Source organism: Paraburkholderia sp. RCC_158 (assembly GCF_041355255.1).
In the GTDB taxonomy this organism is placed as follows: domain Bacteria; phylum Pseudomonadota; class Gammaproteobacteria; order Burkholderiales; family Burkholderiaceae; genus Paraburkholderia; species Paraburkholderia graminis.
The window spans coordinates 153,025-166,721 of the sequence record NZ_JBFUPM010000004.1 but is presented as its reverse complement, the minus strand read 5'-3'; the positions used below and the strand labels follow the sequence as shown (position 1 = coordinate 166,721).

Below are 13,697 nucleotides of genomic sequence, written 5' to 3'. Positions count from 1 at the left end.
GGCCATTGTTGATACCGGGGATCAAGTGTTGTTCGTGCTGCATCGGTTTTCCAGGTGAGCAAAAGCGCTATTTTCATGGAAGGCGAAATAGACGTCGGGGCATGGTCTGCGTGCAATGTTCCCTTCACCCGACGTGTCTTCTACTGGAGAGCGCACTTGATCATGACCAAGCGAGTGGACCCGTGGGCGCAGACGATACATCTGCTTTTATCCGGATCGCGATGCGAGGAATGCGCTGGGCGAAGAACTTCCGCGCACGAGCGTATGACGCCGTGCCGTTCAGACGCGCACTCGAACGTGAACTGTGCTGCCCGACCTGTCGTAAGTCTGATCGAGCGAACCTCGCCCTCCGCCGTCACGATTCAGTGGCGCGATTCCACGAGCTGCTTTTACGGCGCGCAGATATGGCGAGTGGCCGGCGCCAAGGTTTCAGGCGTGTGTGTCCTGACCGGACAACGGATTCGTCGCGGCGATCGTATTTATCATCCCTGGCGGTCGAACCCGGAACCCGTCAACGCGCACGCCATGATTCTCGAATCGGCGCTAGAGTTGATGGCGCCGCTGCAACCGACCACCGCGCCGTGACGATTCATACACCGGCTTCAGTTGTTTTCAGGCGTAATTCAGGACTTGTTTGCGACGGTCTCGTAGGTTATGAATTCGGCATGGCAATGCCGCGGTCCCGTCATTGCTTGCCGCCAGTCTTCATTCACTGAAAAGGAGTCAAGCATGGCCAGTAACACGATTGCCGGATACCTCGCGAGAACGCTTGCCGCAGCGGGCGTCGAGCGAATCTGGGGTGTGACCGGCGACAGTCTGAACGGGCTCGCCTACAGCCTCGATGAAGTCGGCTCGATACGCTGGATGCATACGCGTCACGAGGAAGCCGCCGCTTTCGCGGCCGGCGCCGACGCGGCTTCGAGCGGGCGCCTCGCGGTGTGCGCGGGCAGTTGCGGTCCGGGCAATCTGCATCTGATCAACGGTCTGTTCGATTGCCACCGCAATCATCAGCCCGTGCTGGCCATTGCGGCGCACATTCCTTCGAGTGAAATCGGCCTCGGTTACTTTCAGGAAACGCACCCGCAGGAGTTGTTCAAGGAGTGCAGTCACTATGTGGAAGTCGTGTCGTCGGCCGCGCAGTTTCCGCGCGTGCTCGCCCGCGCGATGCGCACCGCGATCGAGGAGCGCGGCGTCGCGGTGATCGTGCTGCCCGGCGACGTCGCGCTGAGCGAAGGCCCGGCCGAGCCAGTGTCGTGGACGGAAAGCGCCGCGCCGCGAATCCTGCCCGCCGAAGAAGACCTGGATCGTCTCGCGGCGCTTCTGAATGCGTCCGACGCCGTGACGATCATGTGCGGCAGCGGCACGCAAGGCGCGCATGACGAGGTCGTGGCGCTCGCCGATACGCTCGGTGCGCCGATCGTTCACGCGTTGCGCGGCAAGCAGTTCATCGAATACGACAACCCCTACGACGTCGGCATGACCGGGCTGATCGGCTTCAGCTCGGGCTATCACGCGATGATGTCGTGCGACACCTTGTTGCTGCTCGGCTGCGACTTTCCCTACCGTCCGTTCTATCCCGCTCACGCGAAAATCATTCAGGTGGACTGGAAAGGCTCACGGCTCGGCCGCCGTGCGCCGCTCGCGCTCGGGCTCGTGGGCACGGTGAAAGAGACCATCGCCGCGACGCTGCCAAGGCTGCAACGCCAAACGGATCGCGGTTTCATCGACAACGCGCGCAGGCATTACGCGTCCGCACGCAAGGATCTGGACGATCTGGCGACGCCGGCGGGGCCAGGGCGGCCGATCCATCCGCAGTATCTGGCGAAGATGATCGACGAAGCCGCCAGCGACGACGCGATCTTCACCGCCGACGTCGGCACGCCCACGGTCTGGGCCGCGCGCTATCTGACGATGAACGGCAAGCGCCAGTTGCACGGCTCTTTCAATCACGGCTCGATGGCCAACGCGATGCCGCAGGCGCTCGGCGCGCAAGGGGCGCATCCGCGGCGGCAAGTCGTGTCCCTGTCCGGCGACGGCGGCCTGTCGATGCTGCTCGGCGATCTGCTCACCGCGCGGCAGCTAGACTTGCCGATCAAGGTCGTGGTCTTCAATAACAGCCTGCTCGGCTTCGTTTCGATGGAACTGAAGGCGGCCGGCTACCTCGATACCAATGTCGATCTGGCCAGAACCGATTTCGCGGCGATCGCAAAGGGAGCCGGTATCTTCGGTGTGCGCGTCGAGCAATCGGAAGATGTGGCGGCTGCGTTAAAGCAGGCATTCGATCATCCGGGGCCCGCGCTCGTGGACGTCGTCACGGCCAAACATGAACTGGCGATGCCGCCCAAAATCGAGTTGGCGCAAGCGAAGGGATTCAGCCTTTACATGATGCGCGCGATCCTCAATGGACGCGGCGACGAGATCGTCGAACTGGCGCGCACCAACTTGCGTTAGGCAGCGGGCCGATCTTGTGCGAGGCTGTTCATTCGCGTGTGGCGATTGCTGGCTGGCCTCGTCAAAAGAAGCAGGCGATCAGCAATCCCTCAGTGAACACGCCGAGAATCGTACTGACGAGAATCGTTGCCGTGGCGTCGCGTGTGTAGGTGTTGCTCTTGATCGCGAACATGGCGGCGGCGGTCGCGGTCGGCACGGCCCCCGTAATGATGGCCTGATGTGCGGGGGCGCCGACTACGCCGAACAGTACGGCGCCGAGCGCCATCAACGCGGGCTGGACGAAGTTCTTGATGCCGAGATTCACGAGGATGTTGGCGTTGATCATGAAGCGCTCGCCGTAAAGCATCAATCCGAGTGCGAACAGCGACGTGCCGCCGGCGGCCTTTGCAATGAGGCCGACGGAGGTCAGCACCGGTTCGGGCAGCGTGACGTGGCAAAAGCTCAGCACCATGCCTGAGACCGGCAGCCACACAATCGGATGGATGACGGCGCGGGCAATGCTTTGCCGGAACACCCGCAACACGTCCAATCGCTCGCCGGCCTTTCCGTTGTTGTTGCCGAGCCCGGTCAGGACTATCGTCAGCGGCAGCATGAACAGGCTCGTGATGAGATTGCCGACCAGCACCGCCAGAAATCCTTCCGGCCCGAACACCGCGGCGAGAATCGGGGCGCCGAAATAGGCCATATCGGGAAATGCACACACCAGCGCCTGCATGGTAGCGGTGCGCAGATCATGTCTGAAGACGAATCGGCCGATCCCTAACGCAATCACATACGTGCCCATCAGTCCGAGTGTCAGGCATAGCGCGAACCCCACGTTGTGGAGCTTGTCCGGCGAAGTCCTGACCGCGCCTTCGAACAGCGCGAAGGGTAGTGCGAAACGGATGACGAGCGTCGCGAACACGTTTGCATCGCCGTGTTTCAGCAAGCCTATGCGCGCCGATAGCCAGCCCAGCATGATCACGAACGCGACCGGCAGAAGTCCGTTGAGAATGGTGTTGAGCAAAGGTGCTCCTGGTTTTTCAACCGGCCTCGACGCCGCTGACTTTGATTCGCCTATAGGGGAGTCTAGTTGGCAATGTCGGCGAGATCAGATGAGGCAAAAGACATTTTCGTTTTGTGCGGGGGTGGGGGAGCGGAGGAGGGAGCCACGTCGTCCGTGCACGTCAGCGCCAATGGTGCACAATAAATAACCCACGGGCGCCTGCTTTGCAGGTGTGAAGGTGGGCGTCACTCGCCAGCGTATGGTCGGAGAAATCGCCCGACACAGTGGCGCTCACATAGCAGCCGGAGTAACGCCCGGTCGTCCGTGGCAGTTTCGATATGTGTCGCGGTGCCCGAGCTAGACGACATCGTTCCGCTCACCTTTCGCGAGCCGCTCAAGATAGACCCACGGAAAAATCCCGCGCTCATGCGCATCGTCGAACACGAGTTGCAATCCATAGCCCGACGGCCGCGCATCGAGCAGCTTCACATCGGGTCGTGACAACGGAGCTTCCCCGTCGTACTTGCGCTTGCGGCACTGCGCGCACATACACGCCGCGCGCAATGCGGCGAACGGCAACTGCGCGGCCGAGCCGTCGGGCCAGCGTATCGACAGGCTAGCGCTGCTTGCGTCGATCGCCACATGGTCTGGAATGTTCACGGCCGACGCCCGGCGATTTGACGCAGCGCGATTCGCGCCGCCTTGCGCACTTCGGGATCGCCGTCGGCCTCGGCTGCTTCGAGCGCGGACAATGTGGGCGCATCGTCGCTGCTGCCGATCTCGCCTAGCGCGAGCGCGGCTTCCTTGCGCACGTTGCTGATCGAATGCGACAACAGGGGAGCGACGCGTGCCGCGCTCGCGCTGTCGCCAATCTGTCCGAGCGCGCGCAGCGCACGCAAGCGCACTTGCCAGTAGGCGTCGTCGAGTGCTTTCTCCAAAGCCTCGCGCGATTCGGCGGCGCGCAGCTTGCCGAGCGTCGTCGCGGCCTCTTCGCGCACTTGCCAGGCGTCGTCGCGCAATGCACTGAGCAACGCCGCGGTCGTCTCGCGATGTGCGGGCGGCGCAAAGCCAAGCGCCGCCGCTGCGGCACGCCGGATCGAAGCATCCGCGTCGCTGGTTGCGAGCGACGCCAACGGTTCGAGCGCGAGCGGGTTCTTCAACCATCCCAGCACGCCGACGGCTTGCTCGCGCACATTCGCGTCCACATCGGCGAGCGCCTGCAATGCAGGCGCGAACGCATCGGCCACGCGAAGTTCGCGCAACGCGCGCAACAGCGCGGCGCGCATGAACGAATCGGGACGCTTCAACCACTCGAGCAGGATCGCGCCCGAGGACGCGTGCTTCAGTTCGGAGAGGCTCTGCGCCGCGCTCGCACGCACCGACGCGTCGCCGTCGAGTAACGCGCCGCACAGCGCCTCCACCACATCGTCGCGCTCCCACGAAGCCAGCACGAGCGCCGCCTCGCTGCGCACTTCAGGCGACGCGTCGCGCCGTAGCGCGTCGACAATGGGCTCGATCACGCAGGCATCCTCGAGATCGGCGAGATCGAGCAGCGCGATCCGGCGCACGACGGCGTCTTCGGACGCGAGACGGGACAGCAGCGCAAGGGCTTCCGCGGGAACGGCGTCGAGCGAAGCATTCGGATCAGTCGAATCGGACATGAATGAACGTGTTGAAAGAGTAGACATTCCGCGCATCGCTTAACGCAGAAGATACGGAATGGACACCTTGACGGCGCCCGTCGGGCAATCCTGCTCGCAAGGCATGCAGTACCAGCATTCGTCGAATTGCATATACGCCTTGCCCTTCGTCATGTCGATTGCGAGCAGATCCAGCGGGCACACGTCGACGCATACGGTGCAGCCTTTTTCGGCGATGCACTTACTTTCGTCGATCGTGACGGGCGCTGAACTGCGCTGGAAAATATCGTGCGGCGTAAAGGCGGTAAGCGGTGATGTAAGCGGCGTCGAGGACATGGTCATGCTCCGTCAGGCTGTGGCGGCGTCGAGCGCGGGCTCGCCGATTCGCAGGTTGCGATAGGCATCGCGTTCGTTCTCGTTGAGCGCGACGATGTACGGTTTGACCGCACGCTTTTCGCTCGTCATGCGGCCATTCGCGTCCTTGCGCAAATGCGTGTGGCAGAACCATTGCGCATCGTCGCGCTGCGGGTAATCCACGCGATGGTGGTAAAGCCCCCAGCGGCTCTCGGTGCGAAAAAGCGATGCACGTGCGGCCATTTCCGCGCAATCGCGTATCGCGCGCACTTCGGCGGCGCGCATCAACTCGTGCGGATTGGCGGCCGACATCGATTCGATATCCGAACTGATTTCAGCAAAGCGCTGTAGACCGATTTCCATTTTGCGCGTGACCTTCGGCGGCTGCAGATAGTCGTTCACCATGCGGCGCAGTTTGTATTCGACCTGCGCGGGCGCGAGACCGTTGCTGCGCTCTAGCGGCGCATAAATGCGCGCGCGCTCGGCGTCGATCTGCTCTTCGTCGACGGCCGCATGTTCGCGGCCCGCCACGTAGTCGGCCGCGTTGTGCCCCGCGAACCATCCATACGTGAACGCGCCGAGCATGTAGTTGTGCGGCACGGCCGCCATGTCGCCGGCAGCATAAAGGCCCGGCACGGTGGTTTCCGCGCGCGCGTTCACATACACGCCGGACGCGCTGTGTCCGCTGCAAAAGCCAATCTCCGAAATGTGCATCTCGATCATCTGGCTGCGGTAATCGGTGCCGCGTCCTTCATGAAAGCGGCCGCGGCTCGGGCGCTCGTTGGTATGCAGAATCTGTTCGATCGTCTGAATGGTTTCTTCCGCGAGATGGTCGAGCTTCAGGAACACAGGGCCGTTGCCGCTTTGCAGTTCCTGATAAAACTCCCACATCATCTGGCCGCTCCAGTAATCGCATTCGATAAAGCGCTCGCCCTTGCCATTCGCGGTAAAGCCGCCGAGCGGACCGGTGACATACGCGCACGCGGGGCCGTTGTAGTCCTTGATGAGCGGATTGATCTGGAAGCATTCGAGATTCGCGAGCGCGGCGCCGGCGTGGTAGGCCATCGCGTAGCCGTCGCCGGCATTCGTCGGGTTCTCGTAGGTGCCCATCAGATAGCCGGACGCCGGCAACCCGAGTCTTCCGGCCGCGCCGCAACTCAGCACGACGGCCTTCGCGCGCACCACGTAAAAATCGGCGGTGCGGCAATCGAAGCCGAGCACGCCGCACACGCGGCCTTGCGAATCGGTCAACAGGCGCGTCGCCACAATGCGGTTCGTGATCGCGACTCGCGCGCGTTTGAGCTGCCTGTACAGCACTTTCTTGATGTCGTGGCCTTCGGGCATCGGCAGCACATACGAACCCATGTGATGCACTTTCTTGACCGCGTAGTCGCCGTTGCCGTCCTTTTCGAACTTCACGCCCCAGCGGTCGAGTTCCTCGATCGTCGTGAAGCTATGGCGTGCATACGCGTACACGGCCTCCTGATCCACGATGCCGTCGTTCGCGATCGTGATCTCGCGCGTGTACTGCTCGGGCGTCGCGTGGCCGAGAATCACCGCGTTGTTCAGGCCGTCCATGCCCATCGAGATCGCGCCGCTGCGCTTCACGTTGGCCTTTTCCAGCAGCAATACCTTCAGAGACGGATCGCGTTCTTTCGCCTTGACGGCGGCCATCGGGCCGGCCGTGCCGCCGCCGACCACGACGACGTCGTAGTCGAGTACATGGGTATTCATCGTGCCTCCGTTGCGTTTTTGGGGCTTTTTTGCAGGGGTTTTTGCTGTTGTTTTTGCTGTTCTTTCTCGCGGTCCACGCGCAGCCGGTATTGGAAGGCGTCGCCGCGAAAGTACAGATATTCGAAGTCGACAGGCTGTCCCGACGCGTCGTGCGTGAGACGCTCGATACGCAATACCGGGCTGCCTTCTTCGACGTGCAACGCATCGACGATGTCGGCGTCGGCAAGAATCGCGTCGATGGATACATCGGCGTGACCGAGCGGCACACCGCAGTCGTTCTCGAGAATCAGGAAGATGTCGCGCGTCGCGAGGTCCGCGTTCGCGAGGCGCTTGCCGAGCGCTTCAGGCACCCACGTCAGTTCGAGCGAGACGGGCTCGCGATTGAGCAGCCGCACGCGATGAATCTCCGTGACAGGCGCGCCCTCGGCAATGTTCAGGCGCGTCGCGACGTGGCGGCTGGCTTCGACCGTTCTGAAACTGCGCAACTGGTTGACGATTTCATAGCCCATCGACGACATCGCTTCGGCAAAGCCCTGCAACGACGTGACGTTCTGAAATGCCTTGGGCTTCGAGACGAAGGTGCCCTTGCCATGCAGTTTGAACAGCAGACCTTCCTTCTGCAAATCGCCGAGCGCTTGGCGCACGGTGATGCGGCTCACAGCGAATCTGCGGCACAGTTCGTGTTCGGACGGCATCTGCGAATGCGGCGCATACGTGCCGTCGAGAATGCGCTCGCGCAGCGCGTCCTTGATCTGCGCGTACAGCGGAAGCGGGGAGACCGAGGCGCGAGCAGTGTCGGCGCCCAGCGGTACGAGAGTCGTTTTGGACATCGCTCAAACTTGTTATGACAAGACGATGTGAGTCTAGTAAGACGTCGTCTGCGATCAAACCAAGTTTTTCTGCTTTGTATTTCTCGCCGCGGAGTTAGAAGAATGAAAGCGCGGAAGATGCGCTGCAACGCCGGCAGCGCATCGTGCCCGGATGCAAAGTTAGAACGCGTGCCTCAAGCCGACCATGCCGACGAACTGCGAAGGTCCCGACGACGGCGTCGTGTTCTGCGAGTCGCCGACCACGGCCACCGCGTCGATGATGCTCGTCGCGTTGCTGCCCGCCGCGGCGAGCGTCTTGCCTCGCGCGAGCTGATACGCCTCGAGCGCGTAGAGCGTGGTGCGAGTGGAAAGGCTGTACGTCTGTTCGAGCGAAATCTGGTGATAGCGCGCGGGATCGCTGACGCCGTTCGCCTTGCTCGCCCGCGTGTAGCTGTAGCCGGCGCCGACAATCACGGCCGGCGTGATCCGGTAGGTCGAAATCACGCCGTAGGTATTGAACACGCCTTCGCTTGCGAACAGCGAGCCGTGGCCCGGCGCATATTGCACATTCGAATAGTTGATGCCGACCATCAGATCCTGCGCGGTGTAGCGCGCCGCAGCCGCGAACAACTGCGCACTGCGCGCCGTCGCGTAGCCGCTATTCACCGGCGAATTGATCGCGTAAGTGCCGAGCGCGGCGCTCGTCGCAATGTCCTTGAGCTTGACGTAGCCCGCAGCGATGGCGAACGGTTTGTAGTCGTAGCGGAACGCCGCGCTGAAGTGGCTACCGTTCGCGACACTGCCCGGCACGCCGCCGAGCCCGTATTGCGCGCTGAATTGCAGACCTGCGAGTGTCGGCGATAGATAGGTTACCGAATTATTCAGGCGCAGCGTGGTGTCGAGTGCGTCGATGTCGCCGGGATGCGCGCCCGTTGCGCCGGTCAGCACGCCGGTCGGTCCTAGTGCGCCGACCATCTGGAAGTAGGGCGTGTACTGGCGGCCGAGCGTCAGCGTGCCATAGCGGTCATTGCTGAGCCCCACATACGCCTGCCGGTTGAAGATGAAACCCGAACTGCTCTGCGCGCCCGTCAGCGAATTGAAGCCGCTTTCAAGCCGGAAAATCGCTTTAGTGCCGCCGCCGAGATCTTCCGCGCCGAGCAGGCCGAATTTGCTTGCTTGCAGATTGCCCTGGCTCATATAGAAGTTCGCATGGCCGCGCTGATTGCTGACATAGGTGAACGCGTTGTCCACCACGCCGTATAGCGTGACGCTGCTTTGTGCCGATGCGCCGCTCGACAGCAATGCGCCTGCGAGCGGCAGGCACGACATGACCGCGCGGGTCCGTGCGCGCTTCGATGAATTCATGGTGAGAAGTCTCCGGTCCAGTCTTTCGGTGTTTTCGGTGTTGTGTGATGCAACGGAATAGCGCGCGTTTCAGGGCGCGAGGGAAATGGTCAGGCATCGCCAGCCGTCGGCGGATTCGTCGTTAAGCAGCGTGCCGCGTGTGCACGTGACCGGTCGCGTTTCGTGTGCAGGCACGAACAGACGGACTTCGTTCTGCGTGTGCGGCATCGCGCCTTCGCGTTCTATGGCAACGCGCAGCGTCGCGGCGTCGCTCGCGATCGTCACGTTCCAGCGGCCTTGCGCGCCCGAGCGCCAGGCTTCGCTTTCGCCGTCGTCTTCGATCGAGCCGCCATTTGCTGTGCCTGCGCCCAGGTAAGGCACGGCGATGAACGCGCGTTCGTCGGCGGATTGGCCGAAGTGCTGCTCGGCAATGTTCAATGCGATCACACTGCCTTCGCGCAACAACATGACCGGTTGCTCGAACGGTGCGGGCAGCGTGACGCTCTGGCCGCCGTCGAACGATTCGCCGCTCCAGTACGACACCCAGCGCGTTCCCGTGGGCAGATAGACGTCGCGCGTCGCTTGACCGGCATCCACCACGGGCGCGACCAGCATCGACGAGCCGAGCATCATGTCGTCGCCATCGACGAGACAACGCGGGTCATGCGGAAACTCGGCGAACATGGGCCGCAAAACCGGCTCGTAGGCACTGTGCGATTGCCAGAGCAACTCGTACAGATACGGAATCAGCCGATAGCGCAGTTTGATGAGCGCGGCGATCTGCGGAGTCACTTCCGGGTACATCCACGGCTCGTTGACGGTGCCGTCGTCATTCCACGAATGAATGCTAAAGCGCGGCAGGAAGATGCCGAACGCGACCCAGCGCGCGAACAGTTCGGGACCGGGAGCGGGGCCCGAGAATCCGCCGATGTCATGGCCGCTGTTCGACACGCCGGACATCGCGAGCCCGAGACCCATCTTCAGATTGAAACGCAGCGTTTCCCACGACGTGTAGTTATCGCCCGACCACGTCTGAACATACCGATGCATGCCCACGCCGCCCGAACGCGAAACGAGAAAAGGCCTGCGTTCAGGGGCGAATTCGCGTTGCGCGTCGCGCGAGGCTCGCATCATCAACTGCGTTTGCAGCACCTTCGCCTGGTGCGCCGGATACGCGTTGCCGAAGCCGCGCGCGATGGCGTCGCGTGTCCATATCTCGAACTCGTTGTTGTCGTTCCAGGTTGCAGCGATGCCGTGTTTCAGCAGGCTTTCTTTCACCCGCGACTTCCACCAGTCGATCGTGTCGGGATTGGTGAAGTCGAGGTACGCGCCGACTTCGTCCCAGAACTGCACCCACGCGGGTTCGCCGTCGCGCGACTCGATCAGCAAGCCGGCCTTCGCGGCTTCTTCGAATGCAGGGTGGTCTTGCAGCAGGCACGGCTTGATGTTCGCGCACAGACGCACGCCGTGTTCCAGGTAACCGTTGACGAAGCCGTCGATGTCCGGAAACTTCTCGTGATTCCAGTTGAAGACGTAGCGCTTCGCGCCGATCGACGTATAGCCCGACGATAGGTGGAACGAATCGCACAACACGTCGTGTTCGCTGCATCGGTCGATGAATTCGCCCATGCGTTGCTGTGCGTCCGGCGCGTCGGTGTAGCTCATCGTCGAGCCCGAATAGCCGAGTCCCCATTTCGGCATCCACGCGGGACGTCCGGTGAGCCACGTAAAGCGGCGCACCGCGTGCAACGGCGTATCAGCCGACGCGATGAAGTAATAGTCGAGGTCGCCATGCTCGGCGACGAAATGGCGATAGTGGCCGTGATAGTTGTCGAGTTCGCGGCCCATGTCGAAGCGGCAATCGGCGAGCGTGTCGTAAAAGAGCCCGAAGCCCGTCGACGTTTGCGGCTGCCACGTCACGTAAAACGGAATGTGCTTGTAGAGCGGATCGGTCGTGCGCGCGTTGTAGCCCATCGCGTCGATATTGCGCATCTCGTACGACTGCTCCGCGCGATCGAGCGAGCCGGCTCGCTCGCCGAGGCCGACGTAAATCTCGTCCTTGCGCCGCTCGACGTAGTGATAAACGCGCTCGTCCCACCAGCCGAAGTTGTACGCCTGCGTCTTGCGGTCGTTCATCACGCAATGCCATTTGGCGCCGCGCAGAATGTCCCACGCACAGAAGCCGCCGTTAAGCGCCACGCGCAGACGGATGCACGCCGTTTGCACGACGAGTTGCGCGCCGTCGTTCGATACGTGAAAGGGCGGCGGCGTGAAGCCGCTCATATCGCGGCGCTCGCGGCCTTCGAGCGCAACGTCTTCCGCGCCGGGCGCGATGGCCCATGTGCGCGGGCCATGCAGTTCGCCGTCCGGCAACACCAGCACGCGGATGATGTCTTCGGCAAGAACGAAGAGTTCGATCCGGCAATTCGCGGGGGAAGCGAGAACGATGCGATTGCCTTCGTGAGACGCCAGCGCGAAGCGCGGCGGATGCTTCAGATTCGTGATTGAGCGCATGATGAGTTCTCGATGAAATCACGCCGCTGCATTCGAGGCCGCATCGGCTTCGCGCGGACGTGCGTCGCGCGAAACACCGCGCATCAGGATGATCAGCAGCGTCGCGCCGATGATGTCGAAAGCGCCGAGCGCGCCAAAGAGCGGCGTATAGCCGATGGTGTCCGCGAGCGCGCCCACCAGCAGCGAGAAGCCGAGGCCGCCGATCCACGCGGACATGCCCGCGAAACCCGCGACAGTGCCGACTTCGCCCGGATCGAAGACATCGGCGGCGAGCGTATTGACGAGCGCGGAGATCATCTGATGCGCAAAGCCGCCGACGCAGAAAAGTGCGATTGCTTCGTATGGCGAGGCAACGAGACCGATGCAGGCGGGCCCGAGCATCATCAATGCGCCGAGCGCGACGCCTGCGATGCGCGACCAGATCAGCGGCACCCGCAGATGCTTCATCAGGAACGGTGACAGATAGCCGCCGAACAGACCGCCCAGGTCAGCCGCGAGGAACGGCAGCCACGCGAACAGCGCGATCTGTTTCAGATCCATATGGCGCTGCGTGGCGAGGTAAAGCGGAATCCAGAAGCTGAAGGTCTGCCATGCGGGCTCGGCGAAAAAGCGCGCTTGCGCGATTGCCCAGAAGCGGCGCGTGCGCAGCACTTCGCGAATGCTGCTGCGCCGCGCGGCCGGCGGCGTCTGTCCGCTGATGATGGTTTGGCGTTCGGCTTCGCCGATGTGCGCATGCTCGGCCGGCGAACGGTACAGCGTATACCACGCAGCGGCCCATATGAAGCCGAGCGCGCCCGTCACGGCGAACGCGCTTTGCCATCCGTAACGAAGCGAGAGGAACACGACGAGCGGAGGCGCAAGCAAAGAGCCGAGCGACGTGCCCGCATTGAAGTAACCGACCGCAACCGACTTCTCGCGATTCGGAAACCATTCGGCGACCACCTTCATGCCGGCCGGAATCGCGACGGCTTCAGTGAGGCCCATCAGACCACGCAGCGCGGCAAGCGAGAACCAGCCGCTCGCGAAGCCGTGCAGCACGCCCGTGAGCGACCAGAGGCACGCAAAGAGGGCGAAGCCGAGGCGCAGACCGATCAGATCGATGATGAGACCGCACACCGGCTGCATGACCGTGTAGCCCACCTGGAACGCGCCGACCACATACGAGTACTGCTGCGTGCTCATGTGCATGAGCTTCATCAACTCGGGGGCCATCACGCCGAGCGCGTTGCGCGACAGGTAATTGACGATCGTCCCAAGACATACGAGAGCGATGATCCACCAGCGCAAACCAATGATTGTCTTCAAAGTCTGTCTCCGTGCCCGCATGTCCGGTGGCCGGCCGCTGACGCGGCAATGCGCGAATTCGAACATTTATCGGCGTTTAGTGACAGTCATCGTATCACTGAGAAAGCTGTTTCATACTAGGGAAAACCATTGTTTGTAGCGCTGTATGGCCGGATTTAACGTGAGTATATAGGTGACGCGGTCGTGTGACCGTAATGAAGTCCGACGACTGCTTTCTTATCAAAGTGCGATTAAAATGTTCTTTCGAACATGTAATGTTCATTGACGATCGGCGTGGTCGCCGCCGTGCAGCGCCCGCTCATGCCCGCGTGCGTCAGCAAGCGGGCAGGGGACCGCCGCCGGGCCGCATGCTGCCTAAACGGCATAATAATTCGCCATCCTATGTATTTCGACGACTGCAGAGACCGCGCAAAAGCAGGCATGCGCGCCTTTGCCTGGTGTCCCACTCACTGCGTTCACCTACTCGGAACCGCCCAGGATGTAACCGGAAGTAACGTCAGACCGATGCTGCGATCTTATGCATCAGTTATTACAAAGTTGAAATACGCGGCTTGCGGGGTT

At 62.2% G+C, this 13,697-nt stretch carries 11 protein-coding genes; 2 read left to right on the top strand and 9 right to left on the bottom strand.

The window, feature by feature from the left end:
• The first annotated feature begins 75 nt into the window (after nucleotides 1-75).
• Together AB6809_RS10190 and poxB are read left to right on the top strand one after the other, a co-directional pair.
• Nucleotides 76-585, top strand: coding sequence for a DUF3331 domain-containing protein (locus AB6809_RS10190; protein WP_371026711.1), 510 nt, complete (start codon nucleotides 76-78; stop codon nucleotides 583-585).
• Nucleotides 586-729: 144 nt separating this feature from the next.
• On the top strand, nucleotides 730-2,451 hold the full coding sequence (poxB, locus tag AB6809_RS10185; RefSeq protein ID WP_371026540.1) for a ubiquinone-dependent pyruvate dehydrogenase: 1,722 nt from the start codon (nucleotides 730-732) through the stop codon (nucleotides 2,449-2,451).
• 61 nt (nucleotides 2,452-2,512) lie between these two features.
• On the opposite strand, the gene AB6809_RS10180 is transcribed toward poxB, so the two are convergent.
• The 9 genes from AB6809_RS10180 to AB6809_RS10140 all read right to left on the bottom strand — a co-directional run bounded on the left by AB6809_RS10180 (nucleotide 2,513) and on the right by AB6809_RS10140 (nucleotide 13,136).
• Nucleotides 2,513-3,457, bottom strand: a complete 945-nt coding sequence (locus AB6809_RS10180; RefSeq protein ID WP_371026539.1) for an AEC family transporter — start codon at nucleotides 3,455-3,457, stop codon at nucleotides 2,513-2,515.
• Nucleotides 3,458-3,793: 336 nt separating this feature from the next.
• The gene (locus tag AB6809_RS10175; RefSeq protein WP_371026538.1) at nucleotides 3,794-4,096 is read right to left on the bottom strand and encodes a gamma-butyrobetaine hydroxylase-like domain-containing protein; all 303 of its coding nucleotides are present in this window, start codon (nucleotides 4,094-4,096) and stop codon (nucleotides 3,794-3,796) included.
• Nucleotides 4,093-5,097: a HEAT repeat domain-containing protein gene (locus AB6809_RS10170; protein WP_371026537.1), complete on the bottom strand. Its 1,005-nt coding sequence runs from the start codon at nucleotides 5,095-5,097 to the stop codon at nucleotides 4,093-4,095. Before AB6809_RS10170 ends, AB6809_RS10175 begins: the two co-directional genes overlap by 4 nt.
• 39 nt (nucleotides 5,098-5,136) lie before the next feature.
• Nucleotides 5,137-5,412 (bottom strand): ferredoxin family protein, encoded by a 276-nt coding sequence (locus AB6809_RS10165; RefSeq protein WP_006053082.1) that lies wholly within the window; start codon nucleotides 5,410-5,412, stop codon nucleotides 5,137-5,139.
• Between the two features lie 12 nt (nucleotides 5,413-5,424).
• Nucleotides 5,425-7,164, bottom strand: coding sequence for a fumarate reductase/succinate dehydrogenase flavoprotein subunit (locus AB6809_RS10160; protein WP_371026536.1), 1,740 nt, complete (start codon nucleotides 7,162-7,164; stop codon nucleotides 5,425-5,427).
• Nucleotides 7,161-7,994, bottom strand: a complete 834-nt coding sequence (locus AB6809_RS10155) for a GntR family transcriptional regulator (protein WP_371026535.1) — start codon at nucleotides 7,992-7,994, stop codon at nucleotides 7,161-7,163. Before AB6809_RS10155 ends, AB6809_RS10160 begins: the two co-directional genes overlap by 4 nt.
• Before the next feature lie 159 nt (nucleotides 7,995-8,153).
• Nucleotides 8,154-9,338, bottom strand: a complete 1,185-nt coding sequence (locus AB6809_RS10150) for a porin (RefSeq protein ID WP_371026534.1) — start codon at nucleotides 9,336-9,338, stop codon at nucleotides 8,154-8,156.
• A 69-nt stretch (nucleotides 9,339-9,407) separates the two neighbouring features.
• On the bottom strand, nucleotides 9,408-11,831 hold the full coding sequence (locus AB6809_RS10145) for a TIM-barrel domain-containing protein (protein WP_371026533.1): 2,424 nt from the start codon (nucleotides 11,829-11,831) through the stop codon (nucleotides 9,408-9,410).
• Nucleotides 11,832-11,849: 18 nt separating this feature from the next.
• Complete coding sequence (locus AB6809_RS10140; protein ID WP_006053087.1) at nucleotides 11,850-13,136, bottom strand: MFS transporter; 1,287 nt, start codon at nucleotides 13,134-13,136, stop codon at nucleotides 11,850-11,852.
• Between the last annotated feature and the right edge of the window lie 561 nt (nucleotides 13,137-13,697).

Excerpts from the sequence above, each read along its gene's own strand:
- AB6809_RS10155 (WP_371026535.1), bottom strand. The coding sequence starts at position 7,994 with ATGTCCAAAACGACTCTCGTACCGCTGGGCGCCGACACTGCTCGCGCC.
- poxB (WP_371026540.1), top strand. The coding sequence starts at position 730 with ATGGCCAGTAACACGATTGCCGGATACCTCGCGAGAACGCTTGCCGCA.
- AB6809_RS10160 (WP_371026536.1), bottom strand. The coding sequence starts at position 7,164 with ATGAATACCCATGTACTCGACTACGACGTCGTCGTGGTCGGCGGCGGC.
- AB6809_RS10165 (WP_006053082.1), bottom strand. The coding sequence starts at position 5,412 with ATGTCCTCGACGCCGCTTACATCACCGCTTACCGCCTTTACGCCGCAC.
- AB6809_RS10170 (WP_371026537.1), bottom strand. The coding sequence starts at position 5,097 with ATGTCCGATTCGACTGATCCGAATGCTTCGCTCGACGCCGTTCCCGCG.
- AB6809_RS10190 (WP_371026711.1), top strand. The coding sequence starts at position 76 with ATGGAAGGCGAAATAGACGTCGGGGCATGGTCTGCGTGCAATGTTCCC.
- AB6809_RS10150 (WP_371026534.1), bottom strand. The coding sequence starts at position 9,338 with ATGAATTCATCGAAGCGCGCACGGACCCGCGCGGTCATGTCGTGCCTG.
- AB6809_RS10145 (WP_371026533.1), bottom strand. The coding sequence starts at position 11,831 with ATGCGCTCAATCACGAATCTGAAGCATCCGCCGCGCTTCGCGCTGGCG.